Annotated in this window: 14 protein-coding genes, 1 tRNA gene and 1 riboswitch; of the genes, 9 read left to right on the top strand and 6 right to left on the bottom strand. The window is 68.0% G+C overall.

Annotated features, from left to right (window positions below; genetic code table 11):
- Positions 1–29 precede the first annotated feature (29 nt).
- Positions 30–103: transfer RNA gene (locus tag AC1DEY_RS07175), tRNA-Arg, on the top strand.
- Between the two features lie 111 nt (positions 104–214).
- Here the strand turns inward: AC1DEY_RS07175 and AC1DEY_RS07170 are convergent.
- Positions 215–1,009, bottom strand: coding sequence for a FadR/GntR family transcriptional regulator (locus AC1DEY_RS07170; protein WP_476867350.1), 795 nt, complete (start codon positions 1,007–1,009; stop codon positions 215–217).
- A 150-nt stretch (positions 1,010–1,159) separates the two neighbouring features.
- Here AC1DEY_RS07170 and AC1DEY_RS07165 point away from each other — a divergent pair, with 150 nt between their 5' ends.
- The 5 genes from AC1DEY_RS07165 (at position 1,160) to AC1DEY_RS07145 (ending at position 7,053) form a co-directional block, all read left to right on the top strand.
- The gene (locus AC1DEY_RS07165; protein ID WP_476867349.1) at positions 1,160–2,707 is read left to right on the top strand and encodes a dihydrolipoyl dehydrogenase family protein; all 1,548 of its coding nucleotides are present in this window, start codon (positions 1,160–1,162) and stop codon (positions 2,705–2,707) included.
- Between the two features lie 176 nt (positions 2,708–2,883).
- The gene (locus AC1DEY_RS07160) at positions 2,884–3,603 is read left to right on the top strand and encodes an ABC transporter ATP-binding protein (protein ID WP_476867348.1); all 720 of its coding nucleotides are present in this window, start codon (positions 2,884–2,886) and stop codon (positions 3,601–3,603) included.
- Positions 3,600–5,693, top strand: coding sequence for a YhgE/Pip family protein (locus AC1DEY_RS07155; RefSeq protein WP_476867347.1), 2,094 nt, complete (start codon positions 3,600–3,602; stop codon positions 5,691–5,693). Before AC1DEY_RS07160 ends, AC1DEY_RS07155 begins: the two co-directional genes overlap by 4 nt.
- Positions 5,690–6,352, top strand: coding sequence for a TetR/AcrR family transcriptional regulator (locus AC1DEY_RS07150; protein WP_476867346.1), 663 nt, complete (start codon positions 5,690–5,692; stop codon positions 6,350–6,352). Before AC1DEY_RS07155 ends, AC1DEY_RS07150 begins: the two co-directional genes overlap by 4 nt.
- A 17-nt stretch (positions 6,353–6,369) precedes the next feature.
- On the top strand, positions 6,370–7,053 hold the full coding sequence (locus AC1DEY_RS07145; RefSeq protein ID WP_476867345.1) for a hypothetical protein: 684 nt from the start codon (positions 6,370–6,372) through the stop codon (positions 7,051–7,053).
- Between the two features lie 18 nt (positions 7,054–7,071).
- Here AC1DEY_RS07145 and AC1DEY_RS07140 read toward each other — a convergent pair whose 3' ends face one another.
- The 5 genes from AC1DEY_RS07140 to AC1DEY_RS07120 all read right to left on the bottom strand — a co-directional run bounded on the left by AC1DEY_RS07140 (position 7,072) and on the right by AC1DEY_RS07120 (position 11,292).
- Complete coding sequence (locus tag AC1DEY_RS07140; protein WP_476867344.1) at positions 7,072–7,623, bottom strand: hypothetical protein; 552 nt, start codon at positions 7,621–7,623, stop codon at positions 7,072–7,074.
- A gap of 138 nt (positions 7,624–7,761) precedes the next feature.
- A complete protein-coding gene (locus AC1DEY_RS07135) occupies positions 7,762–8,289 on the bottom strand; it encodes a SixA phosphatase family protein (RefSeq protein ID WP_476867343.1) in 528 nt (175 codons plus the stop codon).
- Between the two features lie 57 nt (positions 8,290–8,346).
- Positions 8,347–8,550, bottom strand: a complete 204-nt coding sequence (locus AC1DEY_RS07130; protein ID WP_476867342.1) for a dodecin family protein — start codon at positions 8,548–8,550, stop codon at positions 8,347–8,349.
- 347 nt (positions 8,551–8,897) lie between these two features.
- Complete coding sequence (locus AC1DEY_RS07125) at positions 8,898–9,761, bottom strand: winged helix-turn-helix domain-containing protein (protein WP_476867341.1); 864 nt, start codon at positions 9,759–9,761, stop codon at positions 8,898–8,900.
- Positions 9,762–10,323: 562 nt separating this feature from the next.
- Positions 10,324–11,292 carry a hypothetical protein gene (locus AC1DEY_RS07120; protein ID WP_476867340.1) on the bottom strand — a complete coding sequence of 323 codons (969 nt, stop codon included), beginning with the start codon at positions 11,290–11,292 and terminating at the stop codon, positions 10,324–10,326.
- Between the two features lie 244 nt (positions 11,293–11,536).
- On the opposite strand from AC1DEY_RS07120, the gene AC1DEY_RS07115 reads away from it, so the two are divergent.
- The 3 genes from AC1DEY_RS07115 (at position 11,537) to AC1DEY_RS07105 (ending at position 15,031) form a co-directional block, all read left to right on the top strand.
- Positions 11,537–12,277, top strand: coding sequence for a response regulator transcription factor (locus AC1DEY_RS07115; RefSeq protein ID WP_441410946.1), 741 nt, complete (start codon positions 11,537–11,539; stop codon positions 12,275–12,277).
- Between the two features lie 21 nt (positions 12,278–12,298).
- Positions 12,299–13,912, top strand: a complete 1,614-nt coding sequence (locus AC1DEY_RS07110) for a sensor histidine kinase (RefSeq protein ID WP_476867339.1) — start codon at positions 12,299–12,301, stop codon at positions 13,910–13,912.
- A gap of 170 nt (positions 13,913–14,082) precedes the next feature.
- Positions 14,083–14,240: riboswitch (cyclic di-AMP (ydaO/yuaA leader) on the top strand.
- Between the two features lie 2 nt (positions 14,241–14,242).
- A complete protein-coding gene (locus AC1DEY_RS07105) occupies positions 14,243–15,031 on the top strand; it encodes an aggregation-promoting factor C-terminal-like domain-containing protein (RefSeq protein ID WP_476867338.1) in 789 nt (262 codons plus the stop codon).
- The last annotated feature ends 103 nt before the right edge of the window (positions 15,032–15,134 follow it).

Below are 15,134 nucleotides of genomic sequence, written 5' to 3'. Positions count from 1 at the left end.
GAGCGAGAAGTTCTCCAAGAGCCGAGAATGCGCCCATAGCTCAGCTGGATAGAGCGTCTGTCTACGGAACAGAAGGTCAGGGGTTCGAATCCCTTTGGGCGCACAGAAGAAAAGATCCGCCCCGGTTCGCCGGGGCGGATCTTTTGTTTAACCGCCTCCTGCAGGCGTGAGAGTCAATGGCTGCCCGGGCCAACTTCAGCCCGGGCAGCAGTGATCAGGCCGACGTCTGGGCAATGATGGTGCGGATACCGTCGAAATGGGTGCTGAGGCGCTCGGCGGCCAGGGTCTTGTCCGCGGAGGCGACGGCCTCATAGATCCCCCGGTGCTGCGCGGCCGTTGCGACGAGGTCGACGGCGTACGGACCGCCGAGTTCGAGGTGGATCCGGCGGTAGACCTTCCAGAAGACGTCCATCAGGCTGATCAGGAGATCGTTGTTCAGCGGCTCGAAAAGCCTGCGGTGGAACTCGGCGTCGGCCTCAATGAAAGGCTCCCCGGCAGCGGCCAGCGCCTCCATCCGGTCTACGGATTCCTCGACGGCGGCCAGCTGTTCCGCGCTGATCCTGTCCATCGCGGCGCCGACCAGGCCGGATTCGAGCGCCTGGCGGACCTCCACGAGCTGCAGGGCTTCCTGACCGTGATGGCGCAGCGACAGCCGTGCCCGGAAGGTAAGCCCGTCCGTCAGGGCTTCGAAATTGCTGGGCGCCACGAACATGCCGAAGCCGTGGCGGATTTCGATCACCCCCAGTGCCTGGAGCGCCTTCAGGCACTCCCGCAGCGTGTTGCGGCCGACGCCGAGGGCCGATGTGAGCTCGTTCTCCGTGGGCAACGGGTCCCCGGGCACAAGATCGCGCTCCAGGATCAGCTCCAGGATGTCGGACTGAAGCGCGCGGAGCCGCGCCTGGGCACTGAATCTCGCCAGCGGAACGCTGCTGCCCCGTGCGGTGTTGCCCGCCGTGGTGCCCGCCGTGGTGCCTGCAGTGGTGCCTGTTGTCATGTTGCGTGCGGCCATGCCGCCTCCTCCCCCAATATGGTCCCAACAGTAGCGACCGCGCCCGGTCCTGCAAAGAGCGTTGCCCGGCACATTACGCCGGGACCCGGCGCCGGCAGCGCCCAGAACGCCAGCCAGGATCCGGTCATGGCCCCGGCGTAGGCTGTTGCCATGACGGCACAGCTTGAGCGGGAATTCGATGTCATTGTGATCGGCGCAGGCGCGGTGGGCGAAAACGTGGCCGACCGCGTGGTCCGCGGGGGCCTGACAGCGGTGCTCATCGAGGCCGAACTGGTGGGCGGCGAGTGCTCATACTGGGCCTGCATGCCGTCGAAGGCCCTCCTGCGGCCGGGCACTGCGCTGCACGGGGCGCAGACCGTCCCCGGCGCCCGGGAAGCTGTCACCCGCACCCTGGATCCGGCAGCGGTCCTGAAGCGCCGGGACTACTTCACCTCGAACTGGCAGGACGACGGCCAGGTCAAATGGGCGGAGGACACCGGGATCGAACTGATCCGCGGCCACGGCTGGATCACCGCTCCGCGGCAGGTCGAGGTGGCGGGGCTGGACGGCAACAGCTACGCACTGACGGCCCGGCACGCCGTGGTGCTCGCCACGGGGTCCACCCCCAACCAGCCGCCGGTCGAGGGGCTTCACGACGTCGAATACTGGACCACCAGGGAGGCGACCTCCGCCCAAACGGTTCCAGCGCGGCTTGCGGTCCTGGGCGGCGGTGTTGCCGGCGTCGAACTCGCCCAGGCCTACGCCCGCCTCGGCGCCTCCGTGACCCTCGTGGCCCGCGGCAGCCTTCTGAGTGCTTTCCCGGAGCAGGCTGCCGAACTGGTGGCGGCCGGGCTGCGCGCCGACGGCGTCGACATTCGCCTGCACACCGGCACGCGGAGCGTGCACGAGAACGACGACGGCTCGCTCACCGTTGTACTCGACGGCGGCCCCCAGGGTGACGGCAAGGGTGACCACAAGGGCAGCACGGACGCGAGCTCCGCCGCCAGCCCGGCCCAGGGCCTGGCCCAAGGACATACCGTCACGGCGGACAAGCTGCTTGTTACCACGGGACGGCATCCCTCCCTCGAAGGGCTCGGCCTGGACAGCGTCGGGCTCTCCGCGCCGGAGGGCAAGCCCCTGAGGCTCACCACCGATTCCACCGGACTAGTCCACCGCGCAACTGACAACGCGGTGTCCGGCAGCCCGTGGCTCTACGCGGCCGGCGACGCCGCCGGACGTGCCCTGCTGACCCACCAGGGCAAATACGGCGCCCGGGCTACCGGCGACGCCATTGCTGCCCGGGCCAAGGGCGAACTCACCGGCGAACCGGCCCCCTGGACCGCCTTCGCCCAGACCGCCTATGAGCACGCGGTGCCGAATGTGGTGTTCACCGACCCGGAACTCGCGAATGTCGGCCGGACCTTGGCCCAGGCGGAGAAGGACGGCTTCCGGGCCTCCACGGTGGAGCTTCCGATCCAGGTGGCCGGCTCCTCCCTGCACGCCGAACACTATGAGGGGTGGGCGCAGCTGGTCATTGATGAGGACCGCAAGGTGCTGCTGGGCGCCACGTTCGCCGGCCCGGATGTCGCTGAACTCCTGCACGCCGCCACCATTGCCGTGGTGGGGGAAGTGCCGCTGGACCGGCTGTGGCACGCCGTGCCCTCCTATCCCACCATCAGCGAGGTCTGGCTCCGCCTGCTGGAGGAGTACGGCCTCTGAACCGGCCCGCGACGCACCCGGTGCCTCAGCCCCGGACCGCAAGCCACGTACCCCTTCGGCGGCCGCGGTCCGGAGTGCCGGCGCGTCTGTTTCATCACACCGGACCCATTCTATTTGAACTGACCAGTCAGTTTAGTTAGCCTTGAGGCAGACATTGTTTCTGCGAAAGGCCTGCTTTGCTCTGCGTACAACAGCTCTCCGTGACCGGCCGGCGGGATGACCTGCTGCCGGCCACCTCGTTGGAGGCCGCGCGTGGTGAACTCCTGCTCGTCGAGGGTGTCCGCCAGGACCAGCGGACGGCCCTTGCCCTGGCCCTCAGCGGACGCATGAGGCCCTCCTCGGGGATCGTGAACTGGGACGGGAACGGCCGGATCAAGGTGCTTCGGCAGGCCAGCAGCGTGGTCGACTCCCCCAGCGTCAACGAGCCCGAACAGCACCTGAGCGTCCGCGACCTCGTCACCGAGGATCTGGCCCTAGTGCCGCGCCGCCACCGGGGAGCCCTGCGCAGCACGCCCTGGCTGACGCTCAACAAGTTCGACGATATCGCCGGGCTATGGACCGAGCAGCTGCCGGCGGCCCGGCGGACCGGGCTCCTCACGGCACTCGCCCTCGCCAATCCGGACACCGAACTCCTGGTGGTGGACTCCCCCGACCGGCACAGCGGCGATGTGGACGACTGGCTGCCTCGGCTGCAGGAACTGGCGTACGACGCCGGCCGGCCGCTCGCCGTCGTCGCCACCGTCACCCGCTTCCCGGACGGCTGGACCGGACCCGCCGCCGTGATCGGCAACGCCGTCGCGCAGGCCGAACCCCATCCAGGCGACTCACCCGAAACCCTCCTGCCCGAACCTCTCCTGCCCGAAACCCTCCTACCCGAAACAGAGGACGCAAAGTGACTGTGCTGCGGCTGGCCCGCTCCGAGCTCAAACGCATGACCGGCGGTCTGCTGCCCAAGCTGACCATCCTGGCCCTGGCCCTTGTTCCGCTGCTCTACGGCGCCGTGTACCTCTACGCGAACTGGGATCCGTACGGCAAGCTGAACCAGATCGATGCCGCCCTGGTGGTCCAGGACACCGGCGCCACGTCCGCGGACGGCACCCGGTTGGAGGCTGGCCGAAAGGTCGCCGAAAGCCTCGTGGACGGCCACGTCTTCAACTGGAAGACCGTAGCCAGCACTGATGAAGCGGACCAGGGCGTCAGCAACGGCACCTACGCGTTCGCCCTGAAGATCCCGCAGGATTTCTCGAAGAACCTGGTCTCCCCGAGCAGCTTCGACGCCGCCAACCAGGCCATGCTCAATGTCACCACCAACGATGCCAACAACTATCTGCTGAGCACCATCGTGGACAAACTGACCACCGCCGTGCACACGACGGTCGCCAAAGAGGTGGGCGAGGAGACCGCCAACAAACTCCTCACCGGTTTCGGCACCATCCACACGCAGATGCTCAAGGCCTCCGACGGCGCAGGCCAGCTCGCCGACGGCGTCGCCCGGCTCCACGACGGCACAGTGACCCTGCACCAGGGCACCGGCGAGCTCAAAAACGGCGCCACCGAGCTGTACAACGGCCAGGTCAAGCTCCGGGACGGCGCCAACTCACTCAATGCCGGGACCGGCCAGCTCAGCAGCGGCCTCACCCAGCTCAAGGACAAGACCGCAGCCCTGCCCGCCGACGCCCAAAAGCTGGCCGACGGCGCCGCCCAGGTGGCCGCGGGCAACGCCGCGCTCAGCACCGCGCTCGACACCACAGTGCAGGCCATCCCCGGACAGCTCGCAGCCGCCGAACAGGCAGCGCAGCAGGCCGCCGCGCAGGCCCAGCGGAGCAGGGTCGCGGCTTCCACGGGCCGTCTGGTCGCCGCCGGAGTCCTGAGCCAGGAGCAGGCCGACAAGGTAATGGCCGACGTCGACGCCACCCCTGCGCCGCCCGCTTCTCCGGCCGCTGGCGCGGCGGCTTCCGCAGCCGCAGCCAAACTGCAGACAGCCGCCGCCCAGGTCCAGAAACTGGCTGACGGCTCCGCAGCCGTCAGCGACGGCGCCGCGCAACTGGCCGGCGCCGCGCCGGCCCTCAGCAACGCCGTAGCCAAGGCCTCTGCCGGAGCGGACCAGCTCGCCAGCGGTTCGGCGACCCTCGCCGCCGGCGAGCAGAACGCCGTCGACGGCGCCGGCAAGCTGGTGCAGGGGGCCCAGAAGCTCGACGACGGCGCGGCGCAGCTGGAAAGCGGCGCGGCGACGGCCTCCGACGGCGCCGGAACACTCGCCGCGGAACTCGCCAAGGGCGCCGGCAAGGTCCCCAACCCCGACGACGCCCAGAAGGACAGCCTCTCGAAGGTCATGGCCGACCCCGTCGCCGTCAGCAACGTCTCGCAGGCCAAGGCCGGGTCCTACGGCGCCGGGCTGGCACCGTTCTTCCTCACGCTGGCCCTGTGGATCGGCGTCTTCATGCTGGTCCAGGCGATGCGCCCGGTCACCCAGCGCGCGCTGGCCTCCAACGCACCGGCCTGGAAAATTGCCGCCGGCGGCTGGCTTCCGTTCCTGGCGGTGTCCGCCGTCCAGGCGAGCCTGCTGACCCTGGTGGTGGACGTGGGCCTCGGACTGGACCCCGCGCACCCGGTGCTGATGTGGTTCCTCATGCTGGCGGCCGCGATGGCATTCAGCGCCATCATCCAGGGCGTTGTGGCGCTGCTGGGCTCGCCCGGCAAGCTGGTGGTGCTGATCCTGCTGGTGTTGCAGCTGGTCTCCTCGGGCGGCACGTTCCCGTGGCAGACCACGCCCGAGCCGCTGCACGTGGTGCACCAGATCCTGCCGATGGGCTACGTGGTCAGCGGCATGCGGCACCTGATCTACGGCGCGGACCTGGCCATCATCCTGCCCACCATGCTGGGACTGGTTGGCTACACTTTGCTGGGACTGGCAATGTCCACCCTTGCCGTCCGCAAGAACAAATACTGGACCCTCAAGACGCTGAAACCGGAGATCGCCGTATGACCATCAGGAACAGCGGGGACGGTGTGGCGGACTCCGGGGACGCCGAGAAAAAGCTCCGGCCCGCGCGCACGAACGCCACCAAGCAGAAACTGTTCGAGGCGTCCATGGAGCTGATCGGAGAGCGGGGCGCGGCGGGCGTGACGGTCGACGAGATCGCCACGGCGGCCGGGGTGTCCAAGGGCACGGTGTATTACAACTTTGGCAGCAAGTCTGACTTGATTGCCCAGCTGTTGCGCCACGGCGTGGACATCCTCATGGCACGGCTCCTGAGCGTCCGGGACGACTCCGCCGATCCCCTGGCCGCCATGGAGGAGATGATCGGCCAGGCCATGGACTTCATGGCCGAATACCCGTCCTTCGCCCGGCTCTGGGTCAGCGAAAACTGGCGGACCCCCAGCGAATGGCAGGACACGTTCGCGGAGCTCCGGGGGCGCCTGCTCGGAGTGATCGGCTCTGCCATCGACGGTGTCGCCGCCGTCTATCCGGTGGATCCCGCCGTGTCCCGGGGCAGCCTGGAGACGGCCATCTTTGGCGCCTGCTTCGTGGTTGGCCTGGACCGCCAGACGTACAACCCGGAGCGGACCAGGCAGCAAAGTGTGGCGGCAATTATGTCCTCCATGCGCGGCTACGTCGTGAAGCAGCCGCCCGCTCAGGCATGATTGTTCACATGCGTCACATGGGTACCAACGGAAAGATCGCCATCGGGGCGTTCATCACCGCACTGGCCCTCCTGGTCCTGACCGGCGTCACCCTGCACGAATGGGTGCTTGTGTGGTTCATCGGCGCTTCCGCCACGGCCTACGTGGCCTGTGTGGCAGAGGTGGTAGTCAGGCGCCGGCACAAGACGCTGATCGCGAGCGGAGTCGGCAGCAGCCTCTTTATCGCGTTCGGTATCGCGTTCCTGCGCCAATGGGGATTGGCCTTCAACCCCGATCCCGATGCCCTGTCCACACACGTTGATTCCGAGCATCCGGATTTGTACTTCTATCTCGCCGCGGCCGCCGGAGCCGTCACCTTGCTGCTGCTGTTCGCCGGCACCGTCCTGCCCGGCAGGAGCCGCGGCCGGCGCGCCCCGGGCTAYGCTCCGCGGCGCCGTCCGGCGCCCGTTGCACGGGGCGCGGGGACGAGGTCCGCCAGCCCGCGGCCGTCCGCCTCGCGTCCGACGCCGAGGGGAACCGCCGCACGCCCGGCGGCTACTCGGGCCGCAGGCCGGCCCGCAGCCACGTCAGCAGTGAAGTCACCCGCGAAGCCACCGGTCAGGGCGGCCTCCGGAAAGCCGCCCGCGGCAAAGGCGCCGGCCAAGTCCCCGGCAAAGCCGCCTGCCGCCAAGTCTCCTGCCCGGACCACCTCCCGCCGCTGAGTGCGGGCGCCCGGAGGCTCAGAGGTTCCGCGGCCTGTCTTCCCGGGGATTGGTGTCCGGCCCCGGAGTGGTGTCGGTGCTGGGTACGTCCTCGCGGCTGCGCTGCTCGTCGGACATGTGCTCATTGGACATGTCCTCGCGGGGCACCTGATCGCCGGATGCCGGGTCGGCGGTTGTCCTCTCGGAACGCAGATCCGCCCGCGTCGGCATTTCCCCGGCCTGGCCCTCACGTTCAGAGGTGACCACGTCGGGATCGATTTCATCGGCCTTGCGCAGTTGTTCCTGCGCGCCGGAGCGGACGCTTTGGGCCTCTTCCTTGCTGCTGAGGGCTTCCTTCCGCTTGCGCTCGGCCTCGAGGGCGGCCTCCTGCGCATCGGCCTCGGCACGGGCCGCCTTGGCCTCCCGTTCCCGCGCAGCGAATTCGTCAGCCTTGGCCTGTTCGCGCATCTTGGCAGCCTTGTTCCGGTCCGCGGCCACCTTGCGCTTGCGGCTGATCATGACTGCCACCGCCACAATGGCCAGCACCACAACGATGCCGACAATAATTCCTATGAGCTGCCCTGAATCCACGTTGACTCACCCTCTTCTCCGGTTGCCTAACCTGCCCCAATAACCGCTGGACAAACCACATCAGCAATCAGCAACAGTAAACCGCAGAACAAGGCCGGTAGCCATGGTTTCAGGCACCCCAGTGCGGCCGGCCAGCGGCTATTTTGCGCGGGGAACCTTGAAATGGGTCAGTCTGGCGTCCTGCCCGTCCAGTTCGCCCCAGGACTTCTCCGTTTCCAGGACGGTCAGCCCGCTGGTGGGATAGCGGTTGGCGGCGTCCATATAGGCATCGTGATCGGAGTCGCGGGACGCCAGGTGCATGGCGAGGTCCTGCACCCCGGGCATGTGCGCTATCACCATCAGCGTGGTTACGGTGTCCGGGACGTGGTTGATCACCGCCAGCATGCGCAGTGCGGACGCGGCATACAGTCCGTCCTCGAGCTTGGGTGTCGGCGCTTTGTCCCCGAGCGCGTGGCACACCCAAGTGCAGGTCTGGCGGGTCCGCAGGGCGCTGGAGCACAGGATGAAGTCGGGGACCACTCCGTGTTTGAGCAGCCATTTTCCGGCGACGGGGGCGTCCTTGTGGCCGCGCTCTTCAAGCGGCCTTTCGTGATCGGCCACCCCGCCGGGCCAGTCAGACTTGGCATGCCTCATGATCACCAGTCGTTTGATGTGATGCTCGCTCATGCCCACAATCCTAGTGTGGCGCCTCGTCCCCGGGACTGCGCCCGGCCAGCGGCCGGCTCAGTCTTCAAGGACGAAGGTCACCTCCAGCACCACATGCCAGGCAACGGCCGCGCCGTCGCTGATTTCAACCTTCTGTTCCTTCACCCACGCCCCCGTGACATTGCGCAGGGTTTTGTTGGCCCGATCGATGCCCTCCTTGATGGCAGCATCAAACGAGGTCTTCGAGTTCGCACTCAGGGTAGTAATCCGCGCTACAGACATTTCTTCCTCCCAATAGTCGGCTCAACGACCAGAGACTACGCCGGACCCAGGAAACGCAACAGAGTCCAACAGCGCCCCACGGTGGCGGCTTCGCCGCCTCAGCTGCGGAGGCACGTACAGGACAACCAGCCGCGGAGGCACATGCCCGTCAGCCAGCCCGCGGAAGCCCCCGCCACACTGTGGGGAACGTAGCCGTCGGCGGAAGCGAAGCGGTTTTCCGCGTAGTGCCGCATCGCCGACTGAGGAACGAAGGAGGTGTCTAAGGCACGGCGGAAGGCCGCTGAAGCTTTCGGAAACGCGAAAGCGCCCGCCCCAAGAGGGACGGACGCTTTGCGCAGGCTAGAAAGCTAGATCGAGTATTCCGGAGCGGCCCAGACGACGACCTCGGGGTGCTCGTAGAAGCGGTAGCCCTGGCCGCGGACGGTGCGCACGGTGTTGGCGAGGCGGCCAAGCTTGGAACGCAGGCGGCGGATGTGGACGTCGATGGTCCGCTCGTTCGGGACCTCTTCGGCGTTCCGCCACAGGCCCTCGAGGAGCTCATCGCGGCCCACGGTGCGGGTGCCGTTCTCCACGAGGTAGTTCAGGAGTTCGAATTCCTTGAACGTCAGGTTCAGGGATTCGCCGTCGAGGTGCACTTCACGGCGGGCGAGATCAATCAGCACGCCGGAGGGCCGCGGATCCTGCGGCTGCTGCAGGCGGGCGGTCTCGGTCCGCTGGCGGGCCCCCGCGGTCGGGTCACCAAAGGTCGAACGGACGACGTCGAGGGCGGAACCCGGGGCGCTGGCCGGCGCGACGGCGACGGCCGCATAGCTTTCGGCGCCGGCAACAAGCGACTGGGCGTAGGCCCGGATTTCCTGGGCAAGTTTGGCGATCGAGGTGCCGGCCGCTGCTGCGGTTTCTTCGTCGATCCCCATGTAGAGCACGAAGCCGCGGGCGACGTTGTCGCTGGGGGCCGAACGGACCGGGCTACCGGCGCCCGGAGCGATCACCGGGGTGGGCGCAGTGGTGGGGGCGGGCGGAACGGCGCGGAGCTGGCCGTAGGAGTCAGGGTTGTAGCCCTGCGCTGCATATCCGGGGGCCGGGAAGCTGCCGGTGGAACCAGCGGGTGCGAACGCGGAGCGGCCGCCAAAGCCCTGGCGGATCCCGGAGGGCTGACCGGCCTTGCTGGCGTTACGGACGGAGATGTGGACGTATCCGGATGCAACTGACATGGAATGCTTACCTCAATGTGAATGGCCGTCATCGCGGCTCGAATGCTTCTTTCCCCGCAATGAAACTGGGGAGGGGCGCCCGACTCTGGGCTGGGGGGCGAATGCCTAGAAACTCTCAGGGGTGTAAAAGTTAGGCGTGCATTCGACAACAGCGCATCTCGGTACCAGCGGGTGTGCTGATCCAGATAGCTGCGGCTGCAGGTGCTGTTGAGTTCTTGTTCACAATTGAAGTGTGCAACGTAACAATGCGAACGTGCAAGTAACAATGGACCGCAGGTTCCACATAGTGAGACAGATCGAGGAATTGTAGCGCAAGTCACAATTCTGCCCCGGGAATAAAATAACAAGCGTTTTTCCCACCCAGGAGCCCGAAGGCAAATTTCACCGAAGATTATTCGACCTCAATAGCCGGACAGCCGAAAAGATTCACAGCACGGCAAATCGGCAAAACGGAGTGTTCCCGCCGTTCCCAGCGGGGCGGTCCACGGAGTGGTCATGCCGACGGTGCCGCCTGGCGGGGCGGCAAAGTCGGCTTCGGCGAGGTCAGTCGGCTTCGGCGGGGTCAGTTGGACTGGCCAGTGGCGGTCGCCGCGACAACCATGACGGATGTTGCCGTGTAGCCGGAGCCGTCCTTCGCCGCCACGATCCGCACTGTGCCGCCTGCAACGATGTCCGCCACGCTCAGCTGGGTGCCCGTACCGCCGGCCTGCTGGCGCCGCTGTTGCAGATTACTCACCACCACATCGCTGCCCAGGGCATAGCTGCGAGTGAACCCGTCAATGCTCTTGACCGTGACGGAGGACGAGCTGACCTCGCTCACAATGCCCAACTGCTCGGCCATGGTGGTGTACTCGCCTCCTTGCAGCACGACGTATTCGGCATGCACTGCCGAGGAGAGCCCGCCCATCCCGCCGGCGGCGAAGTTGCCGGGACCGCCTTGCCCCGGCATTCCGCCCGCCGCGGCGCCGCCTTGCGCCGAGCCGGGCATGCCGGGTGCGAAACCCTGGCCGCCCGCAGCCCCACCGACCCCGCCCGCGGCGCCTGCCGTCCCGTTGGCCGCGGCCGAACTTGAGGTCAGGGCGTAGCCCCCGGCACCTGCACCGACTGCCAGGACCGCTGCGGCACCGGCGACGACGAGCCCGCGCTTGAGCGTCCAGGGGCTTGCCGCCGGAGCGGTCTTGATGCCCGCCCGCGGCGCACCCCAGCCTGTTGCACCCGTGGGCGCCGTATGCTCCTGCCGCGGCATACCCCACCCCGGCGCCGAAGCCGGAACTTGCGAGATCTGGGGCGCGCCCCAGCCGGGTGCAGGGTCCGCCGCCGGCCGCCCGCCGACGGGCTTGCCGCCGTCGTACTGGCCGTCGTCGTACTGGCCGGCCGCCTGCGGCGCGCCGTCGTATGGCCCGCCGGCCTGCGGTGCGGCGCCAAGCTGTCCGGCGCCCGCGGGCGTGGTCACGGGTGCGGGCGTCGCAGCGTTGCCGGGGGCGGGTTCTGGGGCTGGTCCGGAACCGGCTCCGGAATGCTGACCGCTCATCGTGTTTCTCCTTCATGGTGCGGATCGGTGTTCACCCCAGCGTGCTGAGCGATCCTGTGCCTGGGCTGTGCAGGCCGACAGCCGGGCCTGTGACCTTGGGGCAGGACAACGAACGGGCATCTTCGGTGCTGCCGCAGCGGCCCCTCCGGCCCCGGAAAGGCTTCCAGCTCGCTAGGCTGGGATTCACAGGTGCCGCACAGGGTCCCCAAAGCCCCACCTAACCGGCAGATCGGAGAGTTGTCCCATGGCCACTTCGCACTCCATGACCAACAACCTTCCCCAGCTCACGCACCCGGACGGCTCACCTATCCGCGCCCTCGTGGTGGATGACGAGCCCAGCCTCTCCGAGCTCATGAGCATGGGGCTGCGGATGGCCGGCTGGTCAGTGGCGGTGGCGGAAGATGGACCCTCTGCGGTCCGTCTCGCCAAGGAGTTCCGCCCCGATGTGCTGGTGCTGGACGTGATGCTGCCCGGGTTCGACGGCGTCGAGCTGCTGAGCAGGATCCGCGCGTTCGCGCCGGAGGTGCCGGCGCTGTTCCTGACGGCGAAGGACGCGGTCCAGGACCGCATCACCGGCCTGGCGGCCGGCGGCGATGACTACGTCACCAAGCCGTTCAGCATGGAAGAGGTCCTGCTGCGCCTGCACCGGCTGGTCCAGCGCTCCGGCGTGGCCGCCATGGACACCGCCGAGCTGGTAGTGGGCGACCTGGTGCTCAATGTCGACACCCGCGAAGTCACCCGGGCCGGGGAGGAACTGCACCTGACCGCCACGCAGTTCGAGCTGCTCCGCTACCTCATGGAAAACCCCAAACGGGTCATCAGCAAAGCCCAGATCCTGGACCGGGTGTGGGACTACGACTTCGGCGGGCAGGCCAACATCGTGGAACTGTACATTTCCTACCTCCGCAAGAAGGTCGACGCCAACCACGCTCCCATGATCCACACGGTGCGCGGCGCCGGCTACGTCCTGAAACCGGCGGACTGATCCGTGCCCACCCTTTCCGGCATGACCCGCGTCCCCGGACGCGACTGGCGCAACCCGTCCACCTGGCATTTGCGCACCCGGCTGGTCCTGGTTGCCATGGCGCTGCTGGTCGCCATCTGCGGCGCCGTGGGACTGTTCAGCTACGCCTCCATGGACCTGTTCCTGACCCGGCAGCTCGATGACCAGCTCAGCAACGCTTCGCACCGGTCCAGCGAGTTCGGCCGGCCCCTGCCCGGCACCGCCGGCGGCCGCCCCGACCCCCTCGATGCCCGGGGCCAGGGCATCGGGACGCTCAATGCCCGCATACAGGACGGCGAGGTCAGCAACCCCGGGTTCCTGGCCGGAGACGCCACCCGCAAGAGCCTCTCCCCCGAGGACAACGCGGTCCTCCTGGCACTGACCCCCAACGGCGTGCCCGTGGATCGCAACCTCACGGTCGGCGCCTACCGGCTCACCGCCGTCCGCACACCTTATGGCGACATAATTGTCACCGGGCTTCCGCTGGCCGAAAAGCAAAGCACCCTGGCCTCGCTGGTCTGGACCATGGTGGTGGTCTCCGCAGGCGGACTCGTGCTGATCGGCCTGGYCGGCACGGCCCTGATCCGGCGGACCATGAAGCCGCTGGAACAACTCTCCGAGGTCGCCACCAAGGTCTCCCGCCTGCCGCTGGACGCAGGTGAGGTGGCGCTCGGGGTGCGCGTCCCGGCGTCGGCCGCCCACCAGGGCACGGAGGTGGGCAGCGTGGGCTACGCGCTGAACCAGATGCTGGACAACGTCTCCAACGCCCTGGAGGCGCGGCAGGAGAGCGAGATGAAGGTGCGGCAGTTTGTCGCCGATGCCTCGCACGAACTCCGCACGCCGCTGACGGCTATCCGCGGCTACACCGAGCTGATGCGGATGACCGAGCACTTCACCGCCGACGGCGAGAGGTCCCTCGCCCGCGTGCAAAGCCAGTCCGAACGGATGACCACCCTGGTTGAGGATCTGCTTTTGCTGGCGCGCCTGGACGAGGGACAGCCGCTGAAGGTCAGCGACGTCGACCTCACGCAGCTGGCCATCGAGACGGTGAGCGATGAGAAAGTCATGGCCCCGGACCGGGTCTGGCAGCTGGAACTTCCGGAGGAGCCCGTGGTGGTCCGCGGCGATGCGACCCAGCTTCACCAGGTCMTCGCCAACCTCCTGTCCAATGCGCGCAAACACACGGACCCCGGGACCACAGTGGTCACGGGCGTCATGCGTTCGGCTGATGGAAGCGCCGTGGTTACCGTGACGGACAACGGCAGCGGCATCGCACCGGAATTCATCGGCCGGGTCTTCGCCCGGTTCGCACGGGCCGACGCTGCTCGCACCAATCCCACCGCCAGCCCCGCCAACACACCGGTCGCTGCGACGGCGGGGGCCAGGTCCGGGCCCGCCGTCCGCCCGGCTTCCGGCGCCGTTTCCGATACTCCTTCCGGCAGCCGTGGCAGTGCCGGGGCAGCTGCTCACGCCCCGACCTCCGAGGGCACGAGCGGTTTGGGCTTGTCCATTGTCCAGTCGATTGTGGAGGCCCACGGGGGCACCGTTGAAGTCACCTCCCGGCCCGGCCGCACGGAGTTTGCGGTGCGGCTGCCCGCGGCGCCGCCGTCGGCATAGGCCCAGCAGGATTCACTTCCCACCCGCAAGATGGTTCTGCGCAAGCCGACACCCCGCCCGCTGTGACTCCTGTTACCAAAATGTGACTTAAGCGCCGAGGTCCTGTAGCGTCGTTGTGGTGCGGCCTCCATTGGTGCCGCATATCCGGACGGACGCCAAACTCTGCCGCTTCCCGGATTCCGCTGGACCAGGCAGAGGCGGGGGACCCAGAGTTCCCGGGCATTCTGCATTCATGCGCCCTCGGGGTGAAGCCGACACGTGATTTTCCGTGCGGCCGGATGACCTCATCCGAACCCGACAGCTAACTCCGCCGGCGTTGAGAGGCCCATCATGACTGAATTCCAGGTACAAACGCGCCCTGACGGCGATTCCCATTTCCGCTCCACTAAGTCGCGCCACCGCGCCGAACCGGCCACGCAGGCATCCGCCCTGTCCAAGCTGGCTACCGGACTCGGCATCACTGCCCGCCGCGCCGCCGTCGTAACCGCCGCTTGCGCCCTGCTGGTGGGAGGCGGCGCCGCCAGCCAGGCGGCGGAGCCGGGCACTCACGCGAATGCTGCGGGCAGCCAAACGGCCACAAGCGCCGACCCGCTGGCCAAGCTCAACTTCGAACGAGTCCAGATCGCCGCTCCGGCGGAAAAAAACGTGGCACCCACGCTCTCGGAAGTCAAGGCCGCCGAGCCCCCGGCCGCCCCGGTTGCTGCTGCACCCGCACCGGCCCCGGCTCCCGCAGCCGCTCCCGCGCCGGCCCCGGCTCCCGCAGCCGCTCCTGCACCGGCCCCCGCTCCCGCACCGGCACCGGTTGCTGTGGACGACCCCGCCGGAGCCCAGGCGTACGCCGCGTCCCAGCTGGGCAGCTATGGCTGGGCCCCTGGTGAGATGCAGTGCCTGCAGAAGCTCTGGACCAAGGAATCGGACTGGAAGACCACCGCCACCAACGCCAGCAGCGGCGCCTACGGAGTGGTCCAGTCCCTGCCCGCCTCGAAGATGGCGAGCGCCGGTGCCGACTACATGACCAACTACCGGACCCAGATCAATTGGGGCCTGAACTACGTCAAGGAACGCTACGGCTCCCCCTGCGGCGCGCTGAACTTCCACTACGCACACAACTGGTACTAAACCGGCACTAGCCGTACCGCCCGGCGAGGGTGGTTGAGGCCCCGGATCCACGCGGATCCGGGGCCTCCTGTGCGTCCGCGGCCGGTACGATTTTGGCCGGCCG

The organism is Arthrobacter sp. 05T47, from assembly GCF_056395825.1.
This window is presented reverse-complemented; position numbering and strand designations above follow the sequence as displayed.

Excerpts from the sequence above, each read along its gene's own strand:
- AC1DEY_RS07170 (WP_476867350.1), bottom strand. The coding sequence starts at position 1,009 with ATGGCCGCACGCAACATGACAACAGGCACCACTGCAGGCACCACGGCG.
- AC1DEY_RS07165 (WP_476867349.1), top strand. The coding sequence starts at position 1,160 with ATGACGGCACAGCTTGAGCGGGAATTCGATGTCATTGTGATCGGCGCA.
- AC1DEY_RS07150 (WP_476867346.1), top strand. The coding sequence starts at position 5,690 with ATGACCATCAGGAACAGCGGGGACGGTGTGGCGGACTCCGGGGACGCC.
- AC1DEY_RS07135 (WP_476867343.1), bottom strand. The coding sequence starts at position 8,289 with ATGAGCGAGCATCACATCAAACGACTGGTGATCATGAGGCATGCCAAG.
- AC1DEY_RS07130 (WP_476867342.1), bottom strand. The coding sequence starts at position 8,550 with ATGTCTGTAGCGCGGATTACTACCCTGAGTGCGAACTCGAAGACCTCG.
- AC1DEY_RS07125 (WP_476867341.1), bottom strand. The coding sequence starts at position 9,761 with ATGTCAGTTGCATCCGGATACGTCCACATCTCCGTCCGTAACGCCAGC.
- AC1DEY_RS07120 (WP_476867340.1), bottom strand. The coding sequence starts at position 11,292 with ATGAGCGGTCAGCATTCCGGAGCCGGTTCCGGACCAGCCCCAGAACCC.
- AC1DEY_RS07115 (WP_441410946.1), top strand. The coding sequence starts at position 11,537 with ATGGCCACTTCGCACTCCATGACCAACAACCTTCCCCAGCTCACGCAC.
- AC1DEY_RS07105 (WP_476867338.1), top strand. The coding sequence starts at position 14,243 with ATGACTGAATTCCAGGTACAAACGCGCCCTGACGGCGATTCCCATTTC.